The sequence below is a fragment of the Rhizobium ecuadorense genome (genome assembly GCF_001187535.1).
In the GTDB taxonomy this organism is placed as follows: Bacteria; Pseudomonadota; Alphaproteobacteria; order Rhizobiales; family Rhizobiaceae; genus Rhizobium; species Rhizobium ecuadorense.
Genome location: NZ_LFIO01000381.1, coordinates 312,001 through 337,589, shown reverse-complemented (window position 1 = coordinate 337,589; position 25,589 = coordinate 312,001). Strand labels below are relative to the sequence as shown.

Sequence of the window (25,589 nt, the reverse complement as noted above, 5' to 3'; positions counted from 1 at the left end):
GTGAGGAGCCCAGATGTGTCACTACGATACTGGTGGAGCGGGTTTATGGTACGCGCCTTTGCCGAGCGAGTGGATAATGGTAGTGTTTTGATACCTTCCGTTTGAAAAAGCGGCTATCTACTCTGAAATGACATGCTTATCCGTCCGTCGTTGGGATGGAAGGCTGGAACGGCAAAGTTGTTCCTCGGGTGAGGCGGAAGCCCGGGATTGCGCTGCCGGACCGGCCGACAGTAACGAGGCATAACCAATGGCGAACAACAAATATAACGAGTCGATTGAGGACAAGGCGTTCAAGGCATTGGACGAGGCGCTCCAGATCGACTTCGGCAAAGATAACGTGCCGTCTCGCCGCGGCGACGCGCCCGAGGCCCCGGAGGCTAATGTGTCTGATCCAGTGAATGCGCGTAACCAGCAGGCCCAGGAAGAAGCGCAACGCCGCAACCGCCGCAGCGCCGGGGCCGAGCAGGCTTCCAGGGGGCCGGCTTTCGCGCCTGCCAACGATGCCAGCCGCAACACGCCCGCCTCGATCCTGAAATCCTTCGACGGCGCCTCCAGCCGCTCGGCGGTACGCACCGCCACGCTGTTCTCAGTGCTCTGGGTCCTGGGCGGCCTCGGCCTGATGTCGCTGCTTTATGGGCCGCAGATCTGGCAGATCCGCTCGCTCGCCGATCTCGTCGCCCTGCCCGGCGTCATCGCCGGCCTCGTCGGCATCATCATTCCGGTGATGATGTTCTATGCTTTCGCCATCATGATCGCCCGCGCCCAGGACATGCGCAACGCCGCCCGTTCCATGGCGGAGGTGGCATTGCGTCTGGCGGAACCGGAAACCATCGCTTCCGAGCGCATCATGACCGTCGGCCAGGCCGTGCGCCGTGAGGTCTCGGCCATGAATGAAGGCATCGAGCGCACCATCGCGCGTGCGTCCGAGCTGGAAACGCTCGTCCATTCCGAAGTCAATGCACTTGAACGCTCCTATGCCGACAATGAGCTGCGCGTCCGCGGTCTCGTCCACGAACTCGGCTCCGAGCGCGAGGCGATCGTCAACCATGCCGACCGCATCCGCACCTCGATCGGCAGCGTCCACGACCAGTTGAAGGAAGAACTGTCGCTTGCGACCGAAGAGATCGCCGTGCGGCTTTCCACATCGGGCGAAGCCTTTGCCTCGCTGATCGATACGCGCGCGGCGACAATTCTGGAAAAATCCGACAACGCCCTGCAATCGATAGGCAGCCTGCTCGCCGCCAAGACCGATAGCCTGCTGCAGACATTGAACGCATCGGGTTTCGCGCTCGCCACCGAATTCGACAACCGCCTCGAAGCGCTCTCCGTCAACCTCAACGACCATGGCGAAAGGCTGCTCAGCCAGTTCGAAACACGCGCATCGACCATGGACAGCAGCACCGAGAAGCTGAATGCCGCGCTGCACGAGCGCACGCAGCAGCTTAGCGAGATCCTGATCGCCCGCACCCGCGAGATCAATGAGAGCCTGACATCGGGCGAACGCACCATCGGCGGGACGCTCGACGACGTGCTGTCGAAGCTGAACAGCGCCCTCGATGAAAAGGGCGCGAGCTTCCGCCAGAGCCTGCAGAGCACCGCTGACGATGCCGTCATGGATCTCGACGTCCGCTCCGGCTTCTTCGAAGAGCGGCTGCAGACGACCGTTGCCCAGCTGTCCACCGCCTTCGACGAACGCGTCGCCGAATTCACCAGCGCCTTCGACAAACGCACCGGCTCGCTCGACACCAAGCTGATGGAAAGCCTCGCCCGCATCAACGAGACGCTGACCGGCGGCTCGGAATCGATCGACGGCATCCTGAGTTCCAGCATCGACCGGCTCGGCTCCTCGATGACCGACCAGTCGCTGGCGCTCGCGACTACGCTGGCCACCGGCCATGAAATGCTGGAAAGCTCGCTCGGCACCCGGGCGGACGAAATCACCACCGCGCTCAGCAGCCGCACCGGCGAATTGACCTCGGCGCTGCAGAGCGCCACCTCAGACCTCACGCTGGCGCTTGCATCAGGCACCTCCGATCTGCAGAACAATCTTCAGGCCCGCTCGGCCGAATTCCGCGACACGCTGCGCAGCACCACCACCGATCTGACGACCGCCGTTGCCGCCGGCACCGAACAGGTGACCGCGGCCTTCGGCGGCCGTGCCGAGGAACTGAGCGGCGTGCTTGCGGCCCGTGCGGCAGAGATCACCGAGGCGCTCGGCGCAGCCCACGGCCGCATCGACAGCGTCATGGCAGAGCGCGGTGGTGCACTGGTGGAGGCACTCACCACCCATCACGGCCGCTTCGAAGAGGCGTTGACCACGCGTGCTGACGCCATCATCGACGCCGTCTCCGGCACCCATGACCGTCTTGCCGAGACGCTCGACGAGAGAGCGATGGCGCTCGCCATCTCCCTGAACGAGAGCCAGGCCCGCATCGAGGATACGCTTGAGACCCGCTCCGCAGCGCTGCTGAGCGCCGTATCGGGCACGCATGACCGCCTGTCCGAGACGCTCGATGAAAAGGCGATGGCGCTTGCCATTTCGCTCAACGAAAACCAGGCCCGCATCGAAGATACGCTCGAGACCCGCTCCGCAGCCCTGCTGAACGCCGTCTCCGGCACGCATGATCGCCTGTCCGAAACACTGGACAGCAAGGCCGCCGCCCTTACGACCTCGCTCGACGAGCGGCATGCCCGCATCGAGGATGCGCTGGGAACGCGTGCCGAGGCGCTGTTGAACACCGTGTCCGGCACGCGCGACCGTCTTGCCGAAACCCTCAACGAAAAGGCGGCGGCCTTCGCCACCTCCTTGAGCGAGAGCCAGGCCCGCATCGAAGACACGCTCCAGACCCGCTCGGCGGCTCTGCTGAACGCCGTCTCCGGCACCCACGACCGCCTGTCGGAAACGCTGGAAGGCAAGGTGGCAGCTTTCGCCACCGCGCTGAGCGAAGGCCAGGCCCGCATCGACGAGACGCTCGAAACCCGCTCCGCAGCCCTGCTGAACGCCGTCTCCGGCACCCATGACCGTCTGTCCGAAACGCTGGACGAAAAGGCGATGACGCTCGCCATCTCGCTGAATGAGAGCCAGTCGCGGATCGAAGACACGCTGGAAGCGCGCTCCGAAGCCTTCCTCAAGGCCGTGTCCGGTACGCATGACCGTCTTTCGGAAACGCTCGACGAAAAGTCGGCAGCCATCGCCGCCTCCCTGGATGAGGGTCGCAGCCGCCTGCAGGACACGCTGGAGGGCCGCTCGGAATCCATCCTCAATGCGGTCTCCGCCACCCACGACCGACTGTCCGAGACGCTCGACGACCGGGCGATGGCGCTTGCCATTTCGCTGAACGAGAGCCAGAGCCGTCTCGAAGAGACGCTGACAACAGGCGCCGACGCCATCACCAAGGCGGTCGCCGGCACGCATGACGGCCTGAACGGTGTGCTCGACCGGAAGGCGGCGGCCATTGCCACCTCGCTGAACGAAGGCCAGGCCCGCCTCGAGGAAGCCTTGGTGCACCGCACCGCTGCGATCATCGGCGCCGTGACGGCAACGCACGACAGGCTGACCGACACGCTCGACGAAAAGACCATGGCGCTCGCCATTTCGCTCGACGACAACCAGAGCCGCTTCGACAGCGTGCTCGAAGCGCGCAGCAATGCCATCATGGAGGCCGTCTCCGGCGCCGAGTCACGCGTCGCCGGCGCCTTCACCGACAAGACCGATGCGATCCGCGCCGCCTACACCGACAATCAGCAGCGGCTTGAAAATGCGCTTTCCGAACATAGTGCCTCCCTGTCCGGCGTTCTCGATGCCGGCGGCGCCCGCTTCGAGGATCTCGTCGGCGGCCTGACCGGCCGCATTGAAGGCCGTCTGACCGATGCCCATGTTCGGCTCGGAGGCCTCGCCGACGAGGCCGCGGCACGCATCGAAGGCGGGCTCACCTCTGCCCATGAGCGCATCCGCACGACGCTTGAGGATCGCGCCAACGCCATCGACCTATCGCTGAACCAGGCCCATGCGCTGATCAACGATACGCTGACCGAACACGCGACCAGCATCGGCACCTCGGTGGCGACGAGCGTCAGCATGCTCGAAATGTCGCTGGAGGATCGTGAAGCCGCGATCCGCCAGGCCATCGATGCCGGCGCCCAGACGTTGGAAGACCGCATGCATGCCGGCGCCGGCCAGATCGCCGGCCGCTTCCAGGAGGCGGCAAATGCGATTTCCAGCTCCACCCAGAATCTCTCCGCCCAACTCGATCAGTCGGTGGAAAGCCTGACGGGCCGTTTTGAAGAAACCGGATCGCGTGTCGAATCCGGACTTGCGGCGATCGAGACCCGCATCCGCGACGGCGTCGGCGGCGTTGCCGAAAAGGTCGAAGCCGCCAGCGGCCAGCTCTCCGGCGTGCTTGCCGACGGCATCTCCCGTCTCGGTGCGCTCAGCGACGACGCCAACCAGCGTATCTCGGCAACGCTCGACGGCAGCGCCGCAAACCTCACGCAGGCGATCGACAGCCGCACCGCCAATCTGGCCGAGACGCTCGACAGCCGTGCCTCTAGCCTGACCGGCGCCATCGACGGCCGCACTATGAGCCTTGGCGAAACCCTCGACCGCGGCAATGAGCGCATCGAGGAACGTCTCTCCACCATGGACCGTGCGTTGACCGTCGGCCTCGATGCCGTCAACCGCACCATCGAAGGCAAGGCCGCCGGCCTCGCCTCGACGCTGCGCAGCGCGGTTGCCGAAGCGGCTCAGGGAATGGAAGGCGAAGCGACGAGAACCACCGAACTGCTTGGCAAGACCGGCCAGCAATTCGCCGTGGATCTCAATGCCAAAAGCGACGAATTCACCCGCACCATGGATGAGCGTTCGTCGCAGATCGTCACCCGCGTCGCTGAAGCTCAGAGCAGGCTCGCAAGCCAGGCCGCTGCCGTCGCCCAGACCTTCTCGGAAGCCGGCAACGCCATCGTCAACAAGGTTGCCGAGGCAGAGACCATCGTCGGCACGCAGGTCAATGCCATCTCCAAGGCACTGTCGGATGCCGGCCAGTCTCTGGAGACGCGCGGCGATGCCATCCGCTCGACGCTGTCGGGAGCCGGAAGCGAGATTTCCGCCACCATGGCGGATGTCGATCGGGCGCTCGAAGCCCGCAGCAGCGCCATCCGCTCCAATCTCGAAGAGCGTGCCCGCGAGATCGATACGACCTTCTCCGAGATCGACCGGGCGCTCGAAGCGCGCGGCAATTCGATCCGCGCGACGCTGGACGAGCGCACCCGCGACCTCAACTCGATGCTGGCGGGCCGTTCGGTCGAATTGACGCGCATCCTCGACGAAACCGCCCGTCCGATCATCGATCGCTACACCGATGCCGGCGAGCAGGCCGCCGCCCGCATCACCGCCGCGGCCAACCTCAGCGCCGATCGTCTGCGCGCCGAAAACGAAGCGCTCGCCAGCGCCGTTGCCGCCCGCACCGAGAATGTCGCCAATGCCGTCAGCGCCATCGAGAACAGCCTGGTCGGCAACGTCAACGGCCTCGTCGAGCGCATGTCGGAAAGCAGCGCGGCGATGGCGATGATGATGAACCGCGCCGCCGAGCAGCTGGCGAGCGTCGACAGCCGTCTCGGTGAAACCACGACGCGCTTTGCCGACTCCACCACCAAGGCTGCCGAGATGGTCAACGCCTCGACCCGGCTTCTCGAAGGCAAGGTCGACCGTCTTTCCGACATTTCGGGCCAGACGCTGTCGCAGGTCGGCGGCATCATCGGCCGCTTCGACGAACACTCCAAGGTCCTGACCCAGGCCTCGCAGCTTCTCGGCGCCGCCCAGTCCAACCTCGCCTCGACGCTCGAGGAGCGCGAAGGCGCGCTGCAGGCTCTCTCCGTCAGCCTGGTCCAGCGCTCCGACGAGATCGAAAACACCATGCGCGGCCTCGGCGGCATGATCGAGACGGTATTCGAGCGGGCGGAGCAGCGCTCCAACCAGGTCACCGGCAATCTGCGCCAGGGCGTGCAATCCTCCTTCGCCGATATCGGCCGTATTCTCACCGAAACCGAAAAGCGCGCCCAGGAAGCCGCCGAGACGATGCGCGAGGCGATCACCCGCGCCGGCGACGAGGCCAATACGACGATCGACGGCACCTTCGCCAATGTCGAGCGCCGCTCCGGCGATCTCTCCAACCGTATTCGTGGCGGTCTGACGGCCTCGCTGTCGGAAGTCGAGCGCATGCTCGGCGAAGCCGGCCGCGCCTCCGACGGTGCCGCCCAGAACATGCGGGAAGCGTTGCGCGAGGCGATCGATGATGCCGTCGGCCGCTTCTCCGGCGCCACCGATGATATCCGCCGCTCCGCCGCCGACATCCGCAACGAGCTCGACGCCACCCGCGCCGAATTGAAGCGCGGGGCCTTCGACCTTCCCGAGGAAGCCAAGGAAAGCGCCTCGGCCATGCGCCGGGCCGTCGCCGAGCAGATCAAGGCGCTGCAGGACATCTCCCAGCTTGTCGGCCGCTCCAGCCAGCAGCTTGAGATCTCCGAACCCGTCGCCCGCACGCTCGCCCAGGCGCAGCCGACCCCACGTGCCGCCCAGCCCCCCGCAAGCCAGCCAGTCGCAAGCCAGCCGGTCGCAGCCCAGCCGCAGCAACCGGTGGCGCGTCCGCCAATCGAAGCGACGGGTCTGCGCGGAACGATCGCCCCGTCTGCACCGGCTGCCGCCCCACAGCGCGCCGCTCAGCAGCCTGCCCCCACCCGTCAGGAGCCAAGCCGTCAGGAAGTAGGCCGCCAGGAACCGGCCCGTCCGGAAAGCGGCGGCTGGATCAGCGATCTTCTGCGCGGCGCATCGCGTGAGGAGGCCGCCGACGAGGCGCCTGCCCGTACCCCGGCCCGCCCGACGGAAACCGCCGCACCGGCCGCGCGCAGCAATGACAGCCGCAATCCGCGCCACGTCGTCGAATCGCTGAACTCGCTCTCGGTCGATATCGCCCGTGCCATCGACCACGATGCCTCGGTGGATCTCTGGCGGCGTTATCAGCGCGGCGAGCGTGACGTCTTCACCCGCCGCCTCTATACGCTGAAGGGCCAGCAGACCTTCGACGAGATCAAGCGCAAATACGACCGCGAACCGGAATTCCGCACCGCCGTCGACCGCTATATCGGTGATTTCGAAAAGCTGCTCGCCGACGTCGCCCGCACCGACCCGAACCAGACCGTCACACAGTCTTACCTGACCTCGGATACGGGCAAGGTCTACACCATGCTCGCCCATGCAGCCGGCAGGCTCAGCTGAGTTTGCCGATCTGAATTGAAGAGGGAAAGCCGCTTGAACATGGGTCAGGCGGCTTTTCTCGTAAGATGCCAGCGCGGCTAAAGCGCGTCGCATCAAATTTGATTCATGCGGCGCGCTTTAGTACTTTGTTTTTATGCATGTCATTATTCCGGAACCGCTGCACACTTCCGGGCGACATGCATTAGGATCTCTCTGGCGACAAGCAAGGAAAACCTCCCCCGAATGACCCAGGCCCTTCTGATCATCGACGTGCAGAATGCGATCCTCTCCGGAAAAGCCTCACCGGAGCGGCAGCCTCAGATTGATAGCGCACTCGACGAGACCGTCTCGCGGCTGGCCGCGCTTCAAGAAAAAGCCCGGCAGGCGGGCGCGCCGGTCGTGCTGGTCCAACATGACGGCGATAGCGGCCATCGACTGGCGGTCGGCACGGAAGGATGGGCGCTGCGGCGGGAGATTGCGCCGGGACCAGGCGAGGTCGTCGTGCGCAAGAAAAGCTCCGACTCCTTCTTCGAGACCGACCTCGCCGAACGCCTCGACGAACGCTCGGTCACCCACCTCGTCATCGGCGGCTGCATGTCGCAATTCTGCGTCGACACGACGGTCAGACGCGCCCTGTCGCTCGGATACGACGTGACGCTGATTGCCGACGGTCATACCACCGGCGACACAGCCACCCTCACCTTCTCCGAGATTGTCGCCCACCACAATGAAACGCTCGACGGTTTCGATGCAGGCAAGGCGACGGTGGATATCCGCCCTGCCGCCAACATCGCCTTCTCTTAAAACTCTGCATGCCCGACTTGAAATCAAACCGGAAGCGGGCGATCAATTCCCCAGCCTGACGATCAGCGCATCGACGATCTCTTGCACGTTCTTCGCAGCCGTATCGACAACGATCGGCCTCTGCCCCCAGTCCTCATAGACGTGCTCGACGATTTGCTGCCACGTCGGTTTGACAAGACCTTCGACGTCGGTTTTACGCGTCTCGGCCCGGCGGCGGTGCTCGATCTTGTCGGAGCAGATCACCTCGACCTCGATCGCGGTCACCGCAGACCGCGCCGCGACCGCCAGCCAGGCGTCGCGGGTTATCTCAAGCGGATTGACCGAGTCGGCGATCACCACGCTGCCGAGCGTGAGATTGTCCTCGGCAACCCCATAGGCGACGACATAACCTGCCGGACCGACCTCTCTTGAAGGGTCACCTGCGGCTCTGATCGCCTGCTCGATCGTGTCGACCCTCACATGTACGGCTCCCAGCCGTTTCGCGAGCGCGCGGGCCAGAGTCGTTTTTCCGCACCCCGGCAAACCGCCAAAGATAATCAGCATGGTTTCTCCTACTGTTGTTCAAGGAATGCACGGCAGGCCAGGGAGATACAGCAATCGTAGCAACGAGACGCCCGAACGTTCAAGACGGGCAAGCGACCACAGCTCGCGTCCAACCGCACCGTTGCATGAAAAACCGGGACCGCAGCGCGATCCCGGCTCCCATTCTCACCGATCGGCCGCTATGCCCCAATTATAGATGCAACGGTCGAGGCCGATGGCGATTTCGAGCACGAGGACGTCATGGTCGATGGCCGGTCCCTTCGGTTGCGACCGGTAGCGCTGCGGAAAATCAGTGCGCCGCGAGATCGAGCAGATCTCCATCCACTTGTCGCCATTGTCGACCTCGATATCCATCGTCACCTCGGAATAGGCGGGCAGCCGGTCGGAGGGCACGATCCGCGTCGGCAGATGGATGAGCGAAGCGATCATCCGACGCACCGGTTCGAGGCAGGCGGCGTGATAGTCGTTGCCGCTGTCGGCGGTGAAGGCGCATTGGAATTCGAGCTGCCAGAACTCCTTCAGCCGCATGTGTTTGGTCGGCTGCTCCTGCTCGCGGCGATAGGACCGGCCGGCTTGCCAGACGCAGAGCGGCATCCGCGTCTTCGAGTGATTGCCGAGAATATGCTGCATGTAGGCATAGGTCGACGGCGTGGTCTCCGGCCTCAGCACCAGCGCGGTATCGCCGGGGGAGAGCCGCTCCTGGACCCAGATATCGGCGTTCGAATAGGCGTTGGAAACCAGCGCCCGCGGCATCAGCGCCGGCGCCTCGACCCTCCTGACATCCCAGGCCGGATTGACCGATCTGAGAAAGCGGCCGACCTCCTGCGAAAAGAAGCCGATCATATGATCGCGCAGATGGATCTCGCGCTCCTCCCAATGGACGAGCGAATTGACATGATAAAGATTGAGCACGGTGCCTGTCTCCCTGGCAGCCTTGATAGACGTGGTGAGGGGCTTTACGTCCAGCCGTGCGCTGGACGCCTGGAGCGCCCAACGTCACAGCAGGACGCGGAGACCTCGTCCGTCGAAAGCGCGCATAATCGCGACCTGCAGGCAGGTGCTGAAATGGCCGGAGAAAGGCGCGCGCTTCATGCTCATGATGAATTTTCTATGGGCCGCGCGCGCCATTGTCAAAACCCAAGACGGTGGGACAAAATGAATCAGCTGTGGATGGGGCTTTTTAATTGCTGCCTGTCCTTCATTTTGTCACAAACTTTCTCGATCCGCTTGCGTTTAGCCAACGGCTCCCCTCCGTTCAACGACAGAGACAGTAACATCGATGACCAAGACGACCTCCCGGCTCCTTGCCACCGCGCTCTCTTCCGCCGTGCTGGTGGGCGCATTCACCCAGGCTCAAGCCGGCCAGGCAAGCTTCGTCGTCGATGCGCAGTCCGGTCAGGTTCTCGAAGCCTCCAATCAGGACGATCTGAACTATCCGGCGTCGCTGACCAAGATGATGACGCTCTATCTCGCCTTCGAGGCCCTGCATGAGGGGCGTCTCAGCTGGGACCAGAAACTGACCATGTCGGAAAATGCCGAGAGCAAGGAGCCCTTCAAGCTCGCCGTCGGCGCCGGCCGCCAGGTAACGCTGCGCGAAGCGGTCGAAAGCATCGTCGTCCTGTCTGCCAACGACTCTGCCGTGGCGATCGCCGAACAGCTCGGCGGCTCCGAACAGACCTTCGCCAAGGCGATGACCGACAAGGCACGGCAACTCGGCATGTCGAACACGGTCTTCAAGAATCCCTCGGGCCTTCCCGATCCCGAACAGGTCACCTCGGCGCGTGATATGGCGACCCTCGGCCTCTCGCTGATGCGGGACTTTCCCGAGGAGTTCAAGCTCTTCTCCATGCGCGGCTTCCAGTTTCGCGGCATGAAGCTGCGCGGTCACAACAATCTGATGTATCGCTATGACGGCGTCGACGGCATCAAGACCGGCTATACCGATGCATCCGGCTACAATGTCGTGACGTCGGCGCTGAAGGATGGCCGCCGCGTCGTCGGCGTCGTCATGGGCGAGAAGACTGCAAGCTTGCGCGATGACAAGATGGCAGGCCTGCTGGATAGCACGCTTCCGTCGTCCTCGACCGCCACGGCATCCACGACACCAGGCAAACAGCCGGGAGCGACGATGACGGATGCGCAGCCGACGAAGTAGGCTGTATCCTGTCTATCTGAAAGCCACTTCCAGGTGCTGCCGGTCCTGGGCGATCACCTTGCAATTCGTTTCGAATGCTTCTCCTTTGATGGCAAGAATGAACTCGGAAGGAATGCCGGCCGAATTCGAAACCGAAATGCCGGCGCTTTCCGAGCCGATGGATTTGACGGTGCAGTCGATGGTCGAGCGCCGATCATTGAAGAGGATCGAACCTGCCTTCAGCACCCGTCGCCGAGCGCCGATCGCATGGTCGGCATGAATCGAACTCCATGATACGCAGCGGTTCCGGCCGCCGTGTTTGGCCTGATACATCGCAGCATCCGCCTGGGCCAGCAGGGTCTCGATGTCCTTGCTGACGATCGAGAGCGCCGAGCTTCCCAAGCTCGCCGTGACATGCAGGACGCCATGATCGCCGCGGATCGGCTGCGAGGCGATGGCGGCCCTGAGCTTTTCGGCGACGGCGATAGCCCCTTCCCGATCGACATGCGGCAGGACGACGGCGAATTCTTCGCCTCCGATACGCCCGAAAAGATCGCCGGCGCGAAGGGTCGCCTTACAGATCGATGCTACCGCCTTGAGAACCTCGTCCCCGGCGGCGTGCCCATGCCTGTCGTTCACCTGCTTGAAATGGTCGATATCGAAGACGATGCAGGACAGGTCATGCTGGTGCCGCAAAGAAATCGAAATCAGCTGATCCGCTTCCTGCTTGAAAGCGCGCCGCGTCATCGCCTCCGTCAGGCTGTCGGTGGCGGCCGACTGCACGAGTTCGAGACGGTCCATCGCCGCCCCCGCCAATTCCTTGAGAATGGCAAGGTCTCTGCTGCCGAACGATCTTGGCCGGCGATCGATCGCGCAGACCGTGCCGATCATGTGCCCGGCTTTCGTTCTCAACGGCACGCCGGCGTAAAAGCGGATATGGTCCTCGCCCGTCACTGCGGAATGTTTTGAAAAGCGCGCATCCTTGGTGGCATCCTGCACGATAACAGGTTCGTCGCAATCCACGACGCAGCGGCAGAACGTGTCCTCGAGCGACACCTCATCGGCTGCAAGGCCGGAACAGGCCTTGTACCACTGCCGGTGCCCATCGATCAGGGATACGATGCCGATATCAATGGAAAATATCTGCTTTATCAGGCGGACGATCCGCTCGAAGCCTTCGTCCCTCGGCGTGTCGAGGAGATCGAGTTGCTGCAGCGCAGCCAAACGGTCGTTTTCACGCTGGATCGCTTCCGACGACGATTTTCCGAATACGCGTGCGACCACCATGCAGTGTGCCTCCTGACAGCGATAACATGATGCGTTCCACAAATTCGTGAAGAAATTGAATACGATGGCAGCCCCAGCCTCATGGGACCAAATATTTTTCAGAATCGGCAACTCTCGATGTCGACGCAGCCGCCGCCAAAGGCCATCTCAGATTGAGCGCAGCGTCCAGTTGACGATCTCGGAGGCCACCGTGGAGAAGGCGCGGTCGAGGCCCTTGACGAAGCCGGCATTGTCGCCACCGGCCGGCGCCATGGCGCGGAACACCTTCTGGGCGCGCACCGAGCCGTTGCGGTCGTTGAGAATCTTGGCGGAAATTTCGACCACCGCCTGGTTGCCGTTCGAAGCGTCGATCTCGAAGGAGCGGATATCGGTGACGACCTGATAATCGATCGCCAGTCCCTGCCCCGGCATGCCGACGCCACCGAGCTTGCCGGAGTTCTCGAAGGCTTCCACCAGCTTCGACTGCACCATGCGTGGCAGCTTGTCGCCCCATTGCGCCTTCGAGAGATACTGGATTTCCGAAGACGATACGCGGATGACGATCTGCTCGCTGCCGAGCGCACTCAGCGCCGTTGGTGATGCGATCAGGATCTGGCGGGATTTGGCCGCAGGTCCGTCGCCGTCGACTGCGGCGGACAGGTCATAGGTATCGTTCTTGGCCGCGGTGCCGCACCCGGAAAGGATCAGCGCCGTCAGCGGCAGCGCGATCACCGTTCCCCTGATCCAAGAACGGCGCGACAACAGATGCGATGCGACCATATTAGGCTACCCCTGACTTCCCAGTTAACGCCGCGTCCGGCCGTCATATTGCTTGACCGTGTCCCCGCCGAAGATCAGGCGTTGCGGATTGCGGTCGAAGTTGGTGATCGTATCGTTCAGATTATTCACGGTTCCACGCATGTCGTTGACGAGCGTCTGCACGTCGCGCAAGCCGCCGCTGGAGAATTTCTGCAGATTGTCGGCGATAGGCCCGATGCGCGCATTCAGGTTGTCGGCGACCTTCTTGAAGGATTCCAGCGTCTCGCGCGCTTGAGCGAACATCGATTGCGTATTGTCGGTTCCGAGCAACGCGTCGACTTTGATAAGGATGCCGTCGATGCGGGTCGAGGCCGAATTCAGCTTGTTGGCAAGCTGCGAGACGTCCTGAATCGTCTGGTCGATATCTTTCTGGCGCGACGAAACCGTGTTGGCGACATCGCGGATCGAGGCGACCGCGGCACGTGCATCCTTGGTTGCCTGCGCGATGTCGTCGACAGAGCCCTTCACCTTGGTGGGGTCGATCTGGGCGACGAGCGTGTCGACGCGGTCGAGCGTCGCCTGGGCCTGTTTGCCGAAATCGTTGAAGGTGGTGGCCGTCTGGTCGAACTTCTGGATCGCCCCCTTGAGGTCACCGGAGGCATCGGCGACATTGGCGGTGATCTTCTCGGCGTTGGAAACGATGTTGTCGATCTTCTGCGCGTCGACCGCCTTGACCAGCGACTCCACCGCTTGAAGCGTCGAATCGACACGGCCCGAAACCGCCTTGACCGTATTCGAAAGCTCACCGACGCTCTGCAGGAAGGCATCGATATTGCCGGAGTTCTTGGCAAGCGCATCCGAGAAGGTCTCGGCATTCTTGAACGTCTGGGTCAGGGGCGCGCGTGAATCTTCGATGAATCCCTGAAGTTCGCCGACCGCGTCGTTGGCGCGATCGAGGATCTTGTCGGCGGTGGCGAGAAGATTGGTGACGCTCGACTGGTCGGCGACGATGACGGCGCGTTTGCCGTTGTCGATCGCGTGCTGGAGGATGCTTTCCTCACCCTTGCGGCCGCCGGACAGTTCGATGTAGGCGGCTCCCGTCAGGCCTTGGATTTCAAGGGCGGCCTTGGTCGAGGGGTAGATCGGCGCATCGGTGCGCACCTGGGTGAAAGCCAGCGAATATTGCGGATCGTCGGCATCGATCGACAGCGTCTGCACCGAGCCGATCTGAATGCCGTTGAAACGTACCGGCGAGCCGACGCTGAGGCCGTTGGCCGAGCCCGGAATACGCACGATCAGCTCTGTCATCGGGCCGCCGCGGCCATATTCGGCCATCCAGTAGACGAAGCCGAAGGCCGCCGCGATCACCAGCACCGTGAAAAAACCGACAATCGTGTAATTGGCTTTGGTTTCCATTTATCCGGTCACTTCCCGCTGCTGCCGTGCCGCGCGCCATCATTCTGCGGCACGATCGAGCGCGCCCGCTTACCCTTGAAATAGGCCCGCACCCACGGATCGTCATAGGCCAGCATGTCGTCGATTGTGCCTTCCACCATTACCCGTTTCTTTCCGAGCACGGCAATACGGTCGCAGACCGAAAACAGGCTGTCGAGGTCATGCGTCACCATATACACGGTCAGTCCCAGACTATCACGCAGGTTGGCGATCAGGTCATCGAATTCGGCCGCGCCGATCGGGTCGAGACCAGAGGTCGGTTCGTCCAGGAAGACGAGTTCGGGATCGAGTGAGAGCGCCCGGGCAAGGGCTGCGCGCTTGATCATGCCGCCGGACAGTTCGGACGGGTATTTGTCGGCGGCATCAGCGGCAAGCCCGACCATGCGGATCTTCAGATGCGCCAATTCGTCCATCAGCGAGCGCGGCAGGTCGAGATATTCGCGCATCGGCACCTGGATGTTTTCCTTGACCGTCAGCGACGAAAACAGCGCTCCCTGCTGAAACAGCACGCCGAGCCGCATGTCGAGCGCGTTGCGCTGCGGCTCGTCGAGCTCGTCGAAATCCTGGCCGAGGATCTTGATCGTGCCGGAGCGGCGCGGCAGCAGCCGGAGCACGGTGCGCATCAACACCGATTTGCCGGTGCCCGATGCGCCGACGAAACCGAGGATCTCACCGCGATAGATATCGAGGTTGAGATTGTCGAGAACGACCTTGGAGCCGAAGCCGACGGTGACGTCGCGCGCCGAGAGCACGATGTCCCTCTCGTTCCTGTCTTCCGTATCGATCGGTTTCTCGTCCACGCGATTCGCCATGCTAGAAGTCGATCGCTGCATAAAACATCGCAAAAAGCCCGTCCATCAGGATGACGACGAAAATCGCCTTCACCACCGCGGCGGTCACATGCTGGCCGAGCGATTCCGCGCTGCCGCCGACCTTCAGCCCTTCGACGGCGGCGACGATGCCGATGACCAGCGCCATGAACGGCGCCTTGATCATGCCGGAGAGCACCGTCGACAGCGTTACCGCCTCATGCAGACGCGACAGGAAGTTGGCAAAGGTGATGCCGGAATAACCCCAGGCGACGGCTGCCGCACCGGCGAGCGAGGCGAAATTCGCCAGCACCGTCAAAAGCGGCAGCGCGATGGTCAGCGCCACCAGCCGCGGAAAGATCAGCACGCCGATCGGGTTCAGCCCCATCACCTTCAGCGCGTCGATCTCCTCGCGCATCTTCATCGAGCCGATTTCGGCGGTGATCGCGCTGCCCGAACGGCCGGCGATCATGATCGCGGTCAACAGCACGCCGATCTCGCGCAATTGCAGAATGCCGACGAGGTCGACGACGAAGACCTCGGCACCGAAGTAGCGCAGCTGGAAGGCGCCCTGCTGGGCAATGATCGCTCCGATCAGAAACGACATCAGAAGGATGATCGGAACGGCGCGAACGCCCATATGGTCGATCTGGTTGACGATCGAGGCCGGCGAAACGCCGCTGCCGCGGCCGAACTTCATCTGCGCGCCGCGCACGGCCGAGCCGAGGATATACATGGCGGCGGCAAAATTGTCCCAGACGTCGTAGGTCATCTTGCCCACAGGCGCGAGGATGCGCGCGGCAATCGAAACCTTTTCCTTCTGCTCCGGCTCCGATTTGGCCGGCTCCTCGGAAAACATCGCCAGCATTTCGTCGATATGCGGATTGGTGCCTTGGAAGCGGACGGTCCGACCGGCCGCCTCCTCTTCCTTTTTCAGCCGGCACAGCAGCCAGATCCCGGCGGTATCGATATCGGTAATGTCGGAGAGATCGACCGTCAGGTCACCGGCCTTCTGATGCAGCAGCTTCTCGAAGTCGCGCAGCACGAAATGCACATAGGCGCTGCGCCAGTTGCCCTTAAGACGCACATGCTGCCCCGAACCATCGGACTGGTCGTCCACATCTAGTGAGGCAATGTTGCGATTCTCGGCGTTCAAGATACTTCTATCTTTCAGGGCTTACGGTGACATTGCCGACTCGGCGGATCCTTCGTCGCCCGGCGCGTCAATATACAGAAGCAACGTGCGATTTCCATGCTCACAGGACAGCAATAATGCCGCGCACCCTCGATATCCAGATGAATTCCTTTCCGATTGCCGGGACCTTCACCATCGCGCGCGGCGCAAAGACTGCGGCCGATGTGATTACCTGCACGCTTGCCGAAGACGGTGCGCTGGGGCTTGGCGAATGCGTGCCCTATCGCCGCTACGGTGAGACCATGGAGAGCGTTTTTGCCCAGATCGAGGCCGCGCGTCCGCTGATCGAGGCCGGACTTTCGCGCCGCGACCTGTTGTCGGCGATGCCGCCGGGGGCTGCCCGCAATGCCGTCGATTGTGCCCTCTGGGACCTCGAAGCGAAACGAACGGGTCAAAGCGTCGCGGCCCGCCTCGGCCTTGCCGATCCGAAGCCGCTCACCACCGCCTACACCATTTCGCTCGGTGAGCCGGAGGTGATGGCTGCAAAGGCGCGCGAACATGCCGGCCGCGCCCTGCTGAAAGTCAAAGTCGGAACCGGCGACGACGAAAGCCGTATCCGCGCCGTCCGCGCCGCCGCGCCCGATGCAACAATCATCCTCGACGCCAATGAGGGCTGGCCGGAAGCGGTACTGGAGCGTCATCTCGACATTGCGGCGCAAGCGGGCGTGGCTCTGGTCGAACAGCCGCTGCCCGCCGGCCGCGACGCTCTGCTTGCCGAAATCCGCCGCCCGCTTCTCGTCTGCGCCGACGAGAGCGTTCACCACACCGGCGATCTCGCAAGTCTTGCCGACCGTTATGACGCGATCAACATCAAGCTCGACAAGACGGGCGGCCTGACGGAGGCCTTGGCGATGAAGGCCGAGGCCGAACGGCTCGGCTTCAGCATCATGATCGGCTGCATGGTCGGCACCTCGCTTGCCATGGCGCCGGCCGTGCTGCTCGCCCAGAATGCCGATTTTGTCGATCTCGACGGCCCGCTGCTACTTGCCCGCGACCGCGAACCCGGCCTGCGCTATGCCGCTTCCCTGGTCTTTCCGCCCGAAAGCATGCTCTGGGGCTGAAGGTAATAGGCTGAGATGACGAGGCCGAGGCCGGAGAACGCGACCAGCGCCATGACGTAGTAGCTGACGACGCCGAGCCAGGCATAGAGATAACCCGACGCTAGCGTCATCAGCGCCATCGCCATGCCGACATAGAAGAAGTAGGCGCCCTGCGCCGAGGATTCCTGTGTCTCCTGCACCGTCGCCATGATCCGCCGCTGCACCCCTGTGTGCACAAAGGCATAGGTGAAGCCGTGGAAACATTGCAGCAGGAAAAACCCGGCAAAACCCGTATTCATCGGAAACAGTATCCAGCGGCAGACGCTGACGGCACAGCCGAAGCGGATCAGCGTCCAGGCGTTGAAGCGCCGGTTGAGACGCTTCGACAGGAAGAACACCGTCACCTCCGAAGCGACGCCGGCGCTCCAGAGCAGGCCGACCTCGGTGCCGGAAAAGCCGAGATGATGCCAGTAGATCGACGAGAACGCGTTGAGCACCGCATGGCTCGACTGCTGGATGGCGACACCGATCAAGAGCAGCAGCAAATGCGGCTCGCGCAGCCCGCTGCCGGTGGCGGCCGGAATGTTGATCGGCTGGCCGCGCCGCCGTGTCGGCCCGATCCGCGGGCAGAAGATCGCCATGACGACCGTCATGGCAAAGCCGAACACCATGACATCAAGCACCAATCCGCCGCCCCACCGGCTGATCATCTGGCCACCAACCAGCGTCGAGACAATGAAGGCAATCGAGCCCCAGACGCGCATCGATCCGTAATCGAGCCCCCAGCGGCGCACACCCGAAATGACAATCGATTCGACAACGGGCACATAGGGCGCGAAGGTGGCGCCCTGCAGCGCATAGACGATCGTCACCGGCCAGAAGCTCGTCGTCCAGAAAAGCGCGATCGCCGTCAGCAGCGACAGGCCGCCCGACCAGAGCAGCACGTCGGCGCGCTCCTTCAGACGGTCGGCGATCATGGCAACGACAGGCGCCACCAGCACGCGCACCACCATCGGTATGGCAAGGATAATGCCGATCTCGTGGTCGCTGAAGCTGTGGGTCGCGAGCCAGACGGGAAAGAACGGCAGGACGATGCCGTTGACGAGCAGCGGCGCGCAATAGGAAAGCGCGCTGAGCAACCGGAAGCGCGGCGGCGCTCCCTCACTCGGGGAATGTTGAGCGGGAATCATTGGTGGACCTGAAGGAAACTGGTCGTTGTCCTAACACACCACCCTGGAGGCGACTATTGCGAGAAATAGCCCTCCTGAAACGTTTTAGAAAATAAATACGCCCTGTCGCCTGACGGTAACGGCCAAATCAATGGGAGCGCGGCGCGGAAAATCAGGCCGCTTGCGGAGCCAATTCGCCTTCGTTGCGCATTTCGATGGCGGCAAGCGCCGGCACGCTGCTGGCGAGCGCCCGCCAGGTGATCAGTTCGAAGGTGCCGTCCTCATGCTCCGCGACCGCCGTGCAGCTTTCCACCCAATCGCCCGTATTGATATAGCGGATGCCGTCCATCTCCTGGATGATGGCATGATGGATGTGTCCGCAGATCACGCCGTCTGCGCCGCTTTTGCGGGCTTCCTCTGCCACGACGCGCTCGAACTCGCCGATGAAGTTGACGGCATGTTTGACCTGCAGCTTTGCCCAGGCCGAGAACGACCAGTATGGCATGCCGAGGCGGCGGCGCACGGCCGCCAGCAGGATGTTGATCCGGATCGCCGTATCGTAGGCCCAGTCGCCGAGATAGGCGAGCAGACGGGCGTTGCGGACGACGACGTCGAATTCGTCGCCGTGCAGGATCAGATATTTCTTGCCGTCGGCGCCGTCATGCATCATGCGGTCGACCACCTCGATGCCGCCGAAATGCATGCCCGGGAAGTCGCGCAGGAATTCATCGTGATTGCCGGGGATATAAACGACGCGCGTGCCCTTGCGCGCCTTGCGCAGCAGCTTTTGGACCACGTCGTTGCAGACCTGCGGCCAGTACCAGCTGCGCTTCAGGCGCCAGCCGTCGACGATGTCACCGACCAGCACGATCGTATCGGCCTCGTGGTGGCGCAGAAAATCCAGGAGGAAATCAGCCTTCGCGGCCTTCGAGCCGAGATGGACATCGGAAATGAAGAGCGTGCGGAAATGTCTGGGTTCCATCATGTCTATCACGAGCTTTCGCTCATGCCCCATCTTTCATCTCACCTTCCAAAACCAGACTCGTGTTTCAGGAAGATGACAAACCGGGGAAAAGCCGGCGCGGTGGCGATGTTGCCCTGCACATCGAGCACGTTCATGATGACGGCGATTCCAGATCCGACAATGCGGGATGGCTGATGCGCCTCTTTCTCGTTCGCCACGGCGAATCTCTCGGCAACCTCAACGAACAGGCCTATCGCCAATTCGGCGATCACAACGTGCCGCTGACTGAGTGGGGCTACCGCCAGGCGGTCGAAGCCGGCAGCGCCATCGCCACCTATCTGAAGGCATTGCCGCGCGCCGATTTCGGCAAGCTGCAGATCTGGTATTCGCCATTCCTCAGGACACGGCAGAGCAAGGATGCGTTGCTCACAGCCCTGCCGGAAAGTGTCGTCGGCGACATTAGAGAGGACTACCTGCTGCGCGAGCAGGATTTCGGCCTCTTCACCGAAATCTACGACCACGCCGAACAGAAGCAGAAGTTTCCCGAAGAGTTCGAAAAATGGGCGAGGCTGCGCAGCAACAGCGGCAAGTTCTACGCCCGGCCGCCGGATGGCGAGAGCCGGGCGGATGTGGCTCAGCGGGTGCGCCTGTTCCTTCAGACCGTCATGCGCGACGCCGAAAACAGCAGCCACAACGTCGTGATCGTCGGTCATGGCGTCACCAACCGGGCGATCGAAATGAATTTCCTGCACCGCCCCGTCGAATGGTTCGAACGCTCAGACAATCCCGGCAATGCCGATATCACGCTGATCGAGGGGACGCGCTTGCAAGGATACCAGTCGATCCTGCTGCACCAGGCCGCCGACCGGCAGCCGGGACAGGAAGGTGAGTTGCGCGACGCCTATGGCGCCGACGTGACGATCGCGCCCAAGGCCAGCGAGTAGGTTTCGGCGGGTTACGCAAGGCAACCCGCCAACTCTTCACTTCAGATCATTCGTCACCTCAGGCGATCAATCACTCCGGTGACTCGTCACCCTATGTCGGCGACGTCACCGTTGCCGGTTCCGGTCCGGTCTGGGCCTCCTCGGCCACCGTCTCCGGCCGCTTCGTCCGCAACAGGCGCAGCACGAAGACGAAGAAGACGGGGACGAAGAAGATCGCCAGCACCGTCGCCGAAATCATGCCGCCGAGCACGCCGGTGCCGATTGCATTCTGGCTGGCCGCACTTGGGCCGGTGGCGATCGCCAGCGGCACCACGCCCAAGGTGAAGGCGAGCGAGGTCATGATGATCGGCCGGAAGCGCAGGCGAGCGCCTTCGATCGCGGCATCCATCAGCGACTTCCCTTCGGCGAAACCATCCTTGGCGAATTCGACGATCAGGATGGCGTTCTTCGCCGACAGGCCGATGATCGCGATCAGGCCGACCTTGAAGTAGATGTCGTTCGACATGTCGCGGCTCATCACCGCGAGCACGCAGCCGATCACCCCAAGCGGCACGACCAGCATCACCGACAGCGGGATCGACCAACTCTCGTAGAGCCCCGACAGCAGCAGGAATACGAAGAGGATGCTGAGGCCGAACAGGAACGGCGCCTGCGATCCCGATCTGAGTTCCTCCAGCGACTGGCCGGTCCATTCGAAACCGAAGCCATCTGGAAGCTCGGCGGCCAGCCGTTCCATCTCGGCAATCGCCGCGCCCGATGAATATCCCGGCGCCGGAGCGCCCGAAATGCGAACGGAAGGATAGCCGTTATAACCGACGATCTGTGCCGGTCCCTTCTGCCACTCGGCGACCGCGAAGGATGAGAGCGGCACCATGCCGCCGCTCGCATTGCGGACGTTGAGCTTCATCAGGTCTTCGGCCTGAAGCCTGCTCTTGTCCTGCGCCTGCACGATGACGCGCTGCATGCGGCCGGAATTCGGGAAGTCGTTGACGTAGCTCGAACCGAGATTGGCGGTGATCGTGCTGTTGATGTCGGCGAAGGCGATGCCGAAAGTGTTGGCCTTTTCGCGATCGATGACGAGCACCAGCTGAGCGGAATCCGGCATGCCTTCCGGCCGGATGCCTGATATCACAGGATTCTGCGATGCCTTGCCGAGCAGCATTCCCGCCGCCTCGGTCAGGGCCGCCTGGCCCTTTGCCCCGCGATCCTGCAGGCGGAAGGTGAAGCCGTTGGTCGTGCCGAAGCCTTCGATCGGCGGCGGCGACAGCGCGAAGGATGTCGCATCCTTCAACGCAAACAGCTGCATGTTGACGCGGTTGGAGATCTCCTGCACCGAATTGCCCGCGCCGCGTTCGGCCCAGTCCTTGAGGGTGACGAACACCAGGGCGGCATTCGGCCCCTGCCCGGAAAAGCTGAAGCCCTGGATCGCGACGACGTTCTCAACCGCCGGCTCCGTCTTGAAGATCGCCTCGATGCTTTCGAGCGAGGCGACCGTGCGGTTGCGGCTCGCCTCGGGAGGCCCCTGTACGTCGACGATCAGGAAGCCCTGGTCCTCATCCGGCACGAAGCTGCTCGGCAGGTTGACGAAGAGATAGCCGAGACCGACGACGAGCGCGACATAGACGACCATGACCCGCCAGGAGCGCTTGGCCAGTCCCTCGACAGTGCGGGCATAACGGCCGGTCAACCGGTCGAACTTGCGGTTGAACCAGCCGGCGATGCCCTTCTTCTCGTGATGGCCCTTGATCGGCTTCAGGAAAGTGGCGCAAAGCGCCGGCGTCAGCGACAGCGCCAGGAAGGCCGAAAACAGGATCGAGACGACCATGGTCAGGCTGAACTGGCGGTAAATGATGCCTGTCGAGCCGGGGAAGAACGCCATCGGCACGAAGACGCAGGACAGCACCAGCGTGATGCCGAGGATGGCGCCGGTGATCTGCCGCATCGCCTTTTTGGTCGCCTCCTTCGGCGACAGCCCTTCCACCGCCATCAGCCGCTCGACGTTTTCGACCACGACGATGGCGTCATCGACCAGAATGCCGATGGCAAGCACCATCGCGAACATCGTCAGCACGTTGATCGAGAAGCCGGCGGCAAACATCACCGCCAGCGTCCCGAGCAGCGCGACGGGCACGACCAGCGTCGGAATGATGGTGTAGCGGAAGCTCTGCAGGAAGATGAGCATGACGATGAAGACCAGCGCCACGGCTTCTGCGAGCGTATGCGCCACCTTCTCGATCGATGCCGAGACGAACGGGCTGGTATCATAGGGAACGGCATATTCGACGCCCGCAGGGAAGAAGCGCGACAGCTCCTCCATCTTCGCCTTGACCAGATTGGACGTGTTGACGGCATTGCCGGTCGACGACAGTTGGATGGCGATGGCAGCGCTCGGTTGCCCGTTCAGCCGGGTGGAGAAGCTGTAGCTTTCACTGCCCTCCTCGATCCGCGCGACGTCGCGCAGCCGGACGTTCGAGCCGTCGGCATTGGCGCGCAGCACGATGTCGCCGAACTCCTTGCTGTCGGTCAGCTGCCCCTTGACCAGCACCGTCGCCGTCAGGTCCTGCGAGATCGGATTGGGGGCGGCGCCGATCTGGCCGGCCGCGACCTGGGCGTTCTGCGCCGAAATCGCCGCGCTGATGTCGGATGCGGTGAGGTTCAGGCCGACCATCTTGTCGGGATCGATCCAGATTCGCATCGCCCGCTGCGAGGCAAACAGCTGCGCGCGGCCGACGCCGTCAAGACGGCGCAATTCCCCGATGACGTTTCTGTTGAGATAGTCGCCGAGCGCCACCTCGTCGGTCTTCCCGTCCGTCGATGTCAGCGAGATGAACATCAGGAATCCTGACGACGCCTCCTCAACCGTGATGCCCTGATCCCTGACGGTCTGTGGCAGCCGCGGTTCGACACGGCGGATGGCGTTCTGGACGTCGACGGAGGCTTGGTCGATGTCGGTGCCCGCCGCAAAGGTCGCGGCGATCGTCATCGCGCCCGAGGTATCGGAGGTCGATTCGAAATAGGAGAGATGTTCGACCCCGTTCAGCTCTTCCTCGACCTGGCGGGTAACGCCCTGATAGATGTCCTGCGGCGATGCGCCGGGATAGCTGGTGGTGATGCTGAGCTGCGGCGGCGCGACCTTCGGATATTGCGCCACCGGCAGGAACGGCAGCGCGATCAGGCCGGCGATGGAGATGAAGATCGCAAAGACCCAGGCAAGGATCGGGCGATCGATAAAGAAACGTGCCATCGATCTTACTCCGGCTTCCTGGCGTCACCGGAGGCGACTTCGCCGCTACGCCACTCCTCAGGCGCAACCTTGGCGCCAGGCTGCAGTTTCTGCACGCCGTCGACGACCAGGCGTTCGCCTGCGGACAGGCCGCTTTCGACCACCCATTCATTGCCGGAGGATTGACCGAGTTCGACATCGCGCGGCTGCGCCACGTCTCCCTCTTCCACGACATAGACCTGCGCCTTGCCATCGGCCGCGCGGATGACGGCGCGCTGCGGGATGAGGATCGCTTTCTCGCGGACGGCCTGCTCGATGCGGACCCTGACGTAAAGACCCGGCAGCAGATCGCCCTTGGGATTGGGGAATTCGCCGCGCAGGGTGACCTGGCCTGTCGTCGCATCGACGCTGGCGCTGCGGAAGAGCAGCTTTCCGGCTTGGCCGTAGACCGTGCCGTCGTCGAAGACCAGCTTGATGTCGGCCTTGCCCGGTTCCGTCGAGGCGAGGCTGCCGTTTTCGACCGCCCGCTTCAGCGCCAGCAACGCGCCGGAGGATTGCGTGAAGTCGGCATAGACGGGATCGATCTGCTGGATCATCGCCAGCGCATCGCCGGCATCGGCCGTCACCAGCGCACCTTCCGTCACCAGCGCGCCGCCGATGATGCCTGATATCGGCGCCCGGACGTCGGTATAGCCGAGATTGATCTTCGCTTCGTCCAGTGCCGCCTGCGCCAGCGCGACATCGGCGTCGGCCTGGGCGAGGGCGACAGCGGCCGCATCATATTCGACCCCGCTTGCGACATCGCGGTCGCGCAGCGACTTCTGGCGATCCAACTGCTGGCGCGCATTCAGCTGCGTCGCCCCGGCACGCTCGAGGCTTGCCTCGGCGCTTGCGACGCGAACCCGGAACAGGGCCGGATCGATCCGGTAGAGCACGTCGCCCTGATGAACGAGACTGCCTTGCTCGAAGACCCGCTCCTGCAGGATGCCGGAGACCCGGGCCCGCACCTCCGAAACCCGCGTCGCGGCAATGCGGCCGGGCAATTCGCTGACAACGGGAACCGGACGCGCATTCAACGTCAGCACGCTGACGGCAGCCGGCGGCATGGCGCCGCCTTCCTGAGCGTAAGCCGGCAGGCCTGCACCGAGGAACAGCGCCAGCACCAGCGCATAACGCAATGATTTCGTATGAAAAAACATGTTCACAAGCCTTCCTGACGGTCCCGCTGAGGTCCAAAAAAGCATAGCCCGCCGAAATGACGTTCGGCGGGCCTCCTGAGCCGACAGATAGTCGATCTTTTTTCGATTTTCAAGATACCTACCGGTTGGTATGATAGCAGCATCACTTTTCGAGGTGCCATAGCCCGGTGATCCCGGGAGTGATAATGATCCCCTCCGGTTTCCTCTTCGCGAATCTTATCTCGAACACAGGTCATGCATTGGTAGATAGCCCCCGCAACAGAAAGAAACAGCCGGATGTGGTGCGCCAGGCTCTCCTCGATTGCGCCACCCGGCTGGCGCTGGAGCACGGCCTGCCCGCCGTCAGCCTGCAGGCGGTCGCCAGTGCTGCCGGCGTCACCAAAGGAGGCCTGTTTCACCATTTCCCGAATAAACAAGCTCTCGTGGAGGCCGTCTTCGACGGCATGATGGAAAGCTTCGACCGCGAGATCGATGAAGAGCTGGAAAGGGATAGCGGCGGCCACGGCACGTTCACCCGCGCCTATGTCCGCACCCTGTTTGCCGACCGCGCCCTCAACAGCAGCCCGTGGTCGGCGCAAACCATGACCGTGCTTGCCGACCCCTACTCCAAGAGCCTCTGGCACAAATGGATCAATGACCGGCTCGCCAGACACGCCGGAACGGATGCGGGCACGCGGCTCGAGATCGTCCGCCTGGCGGCGGACGGGGCCTGGCTGACCCATGTTCTAAGGCCCGACGACCAAGCCGCGTCCGACGACACGGCTCTGCTGCAGGAGTTGATCGAGCTCACCACTAAGTGACGCGCAACCGGCCTGTCACCGTCCGGCGCTCGCAAA

General features: G+C 63.1%; 18 protein-coding genes. 6 read left to right on the top strand and 12 right to left on the bottom strand.

The features are described 5' to 3' along the window. The first annotated feature begins 247 nt into the window (after nucleotides 1-247). Together AF337_RS09795 and AF337_RS09790 are read left to right on the top strand one after the other, a co-directional pair. Nucleotides 248-7,270: an apolipoprotein A-IV repeat region-like domain-containing protein gene (locus tag AF337_RS09795; protein ID WP_049732018.1), complete on the top strand. Its 7,023-nt coding sequence runs from the start codon at nucleotides 248-250 to the stop codon at nucleotides 7,268-7,270. A gap of 222 nt (nucleotides 7,271-7,492) precedes the next feature. Beyond that, the gene (locus tag AF337_RS09790; protein WP_049732017.1) at nucleotides 7,493-8,053 is read left to right on the top strand and encodes a cysteine hydrolase family protein; all 561 of its coding nucleotides are present in this window, start codon (nucleotides 7,493-7,495) and stop codon (nucleotides 8,051-8,053) included. 42 nt (nucleotides 8,054-8,095) lie between these two features. Here the strand turns inward: AF337_RS09790 and AF337_RS09785 are convergent, their stop codons facing one another. Further along, on the bottom strand, nucleotides 8,096-8,596 hold the full coding sequence (locus AF337_RS09785; protein WP_049732016.1) for a P-loop nucleotide/nucleoside kinase family protein: 501 nt from the start codon (nucleotides 8,594-8,596) through the stop codon (nucleotides 8,096-8,098). 165 nt (nucleotides 8,597-8,761) lie between these two features. Further along, the gene (locus AF337_RS09780) at nucleotides 8,762-9,508 is read right to left on the bottom strand and encodes an aminoacyl--tRNA ligase-related protein (protein WP_049732015.1); all 747 of its coding nucleotides are present in this window, start codon (nucleotides 9,506-9,508) and stop codon (nucleotides 8,762-8,764) included. 367 nt (nucleotides 9,509-9,875) lie between these two features. Here AF337_RS09780 and AF337_RS09770 point away from each other — a divergent pair, with 367 nt between their 5' ends. Continuing rightward, nucleotides 9,876-10,751: a D-alanyl-D-alanine carboxypeptidase family protein gene (locus AF337_RS09770; protein WP_049732013.1), complete on the top strand. Its 876-nt coding sequence runs from the start codon at nucleotides 9,876-9,878 to the stop codon at nucleotides 10,749-10,751. 12 nt (nucleotides 10,752-10,763) lie between these two features. Here AF337_RS09770 and AF337_RS09765 read toward each other — a convergent pair whose 3' ends face one another. The 5 genes from AF337_RS09765 to AF337_RS09745 all read right to left on the bottom strand — a co-directional run bounded on the left by AF337_RS09765 (nucleotide 10,764) and on the right by AF337_RS09745 (nucleotide 16,193). Further along, nucleotides 10,764-12,017 carry a sensor domain-containing diguanylate cyclase gene (locus tag AF337_RS09765; RefSeq protein ID WP_049732012.1) on the bottom strand — a complete coding sequence of 418 codons (1,254 nt, stop codon included), beginning with the start codon at nucleotides 12,015-12,017 and terminating at the stop codon, nucleotides 10,764-10,766. Between the two features lie 147 nt (nucleotides 12,018-12,164). Next, on the bottom strand, nucleotides 12,165-12,776 hold the full coding sequence (locus tag AF337_RS09760) for an ABC-type transport auxiliary lipoprotein family protein (RefSeq protein WP_049732011.1): 612 nt from the start codon (nucleotides 12,774-12,776) through the stop codon (nucleotides 12,165-12,167). Nucleotides 12,777-12,800: 24 nt separating this feature from the next. After that, complete coding sequence (locus AF337_RS09755) at nucleotides 12,801-14,171, bottom strand: MlaD family protein (RefSeq protein WP_049732010.1); 1,371 nt, start codon at nucleotides 14,169-14,171, stop codon at nucleotides 12,801-12,803. 8 nt (nucleotides 14,172-14,179) lie between these two features. After that, complete coding sequence (locus AF337_RS09750; protein WP_049732009.1) at nucleotides 14,180-15,022, bottom strand: ABC transporter ATP-binding protein; 843 nt, start codon at nucleotides 15,020-15,022, stop codon at nucleotides 14,180-14,182. A 1-nt stretch (nucleotide 15,023) separates the two neighbouring features. Further along, nucleotides 15,024-16,193: an ABC transporter permease gene (locus tag AF337_RS09745; protein WP_193393593.1), complete on the bottom strand. Its 1,170-nt coding sequence runs from the start codon at nucleotides 16,191-16,193 to the stop codon at nucleotides 15,024-15,026. Nucleotides 16,194-16,291: 98 nt separating this feature from the next. Here AF337_RS09745 and dgcA point away from each other — a divergent pair, with 98 nt between their 5' ends. After that, a complete protein-coding gene (gene dgcA, locus AF337_RS09740; protein ID WP_049732007.1) occupies nucleotides 16,292-17,275 on the top strand; it encodes an N-acetyl-D-Glu racemase DgcA in 984 nt (327 codons plus the stop codon). Here the strand turns inward: dgcA and AF337_RS09735 are convergent. The 3 genes from AF337_RS09735 to AF337_RS43205 all read right to left on the bottom strand — a co-directional run bounded on the left by AF337_RS09735 (nucleotide 17,227) and on the right by AF337_RS43205 (nucleotide 19,605). Further along, nucleotides 17,227-18,444 carry an MFS transporter gene (locus AF337_RS09735; protein WP_049732006.1) on the bottom strand — a complete coding sequence of 406 codons (1,218 nt, stop codon included), beginning with the start codon at nucleotides 18,442-18,444 and terminating at the stop codon, nucleotides 17,227-17,229. The genes dgcA and AF337_RS09735 overlap by 49 nt on opposite strands. 151 nt (nucleotides 18,445-18,595) lie before the next feature. Further along, a complete protein-coding gene (locus AF337_RS09730; protein WP_049732005.1) occupies nucleotides 18,596-19,438 on the bottom strand; it encodes a UDP-2,3-diacylglucosamine diphosphatase in 843 nt (280 codons plus the stop codon). Between the two features lie 8 nt (nucleotides 19,439-19,446). Further along, nucleotides 19,447-19,605 (bottom strand): hypothetical protein, encoded by a 159-nt coding sequence (locus AF337_RS43205; RefSeq protein ID WP_160320268.1) that lies wholly within the window; start codon nucleotides 19,603-19,605, stop codon nucleotides 19,447-19,449. Between AF337_RS43205 and AF337_RS09725 the strand changes: the two genes are divergently transcribed. After that, a complete protein-coding gene (locus tag AF337_RS09725; protein ID WP_049732048.1) occupies nucleotides 19,582-20,331 on the top strand; it encodes a histidine phosphatase family protein in 750 nt (249 codons plus the stop codon). The two genes, AF337_RS43205 and AF337_RS09725, sit on opposite strands and share 24 nt — an antisense overlap. A gap of 91 nt (nucleotides 20,332-20,422) precedes the next feature. On the opposite strand, the gene AF337_RS09720 is transcribed toward AF337_RS09725, so the two are convergent. Further along, complete coding sequence (locus tag AF337_RS09720) at nucleotides 20,423-23,575, bottom strand: efflux RND transporter permease subunit (RefSeq protein ID WP_049732004.1); 3,153 nt, start codon at nucleotides 23,573-23,575, stop codon at nucleotides 20,423-20,425. 5 nt (nucleotides 23,576-23,580) lie between these two features. Beyond that, the gene (locus AF337_RS09715) at nucleotides 23,581-24,798 is read right to left on the bottom strand and encodes an efflux RND transporter periplasmic adaptor subunit (RefSeq protein WP_193393592.1); all 1,218 of its coding nucleotides are present in this window, start codon (nucleotides 24,796-24,798) and stop codon (nucleotides 23,581-23,583) included. Nucleotides 24,799-24,992: 194 nt separating this feature from the next. On the opposite strand from AF337_RS09715, the gene AF337_RS09710 reads away from it, so the two are divergent. Further along, nucleotides 24,993-25,553, top strand: coding sequence for a TetR/AcrR family transcriptional regulator (locus AF337_RS09710; RefSeq protein ID WP_049732047.1), 561 nt, complete (start codon nucleotides 24,993-24,995; stop codon nucleotides 25,551-25,553). Nucleotides 25,554-25,589: the final 36 nt, after the last annotated feature.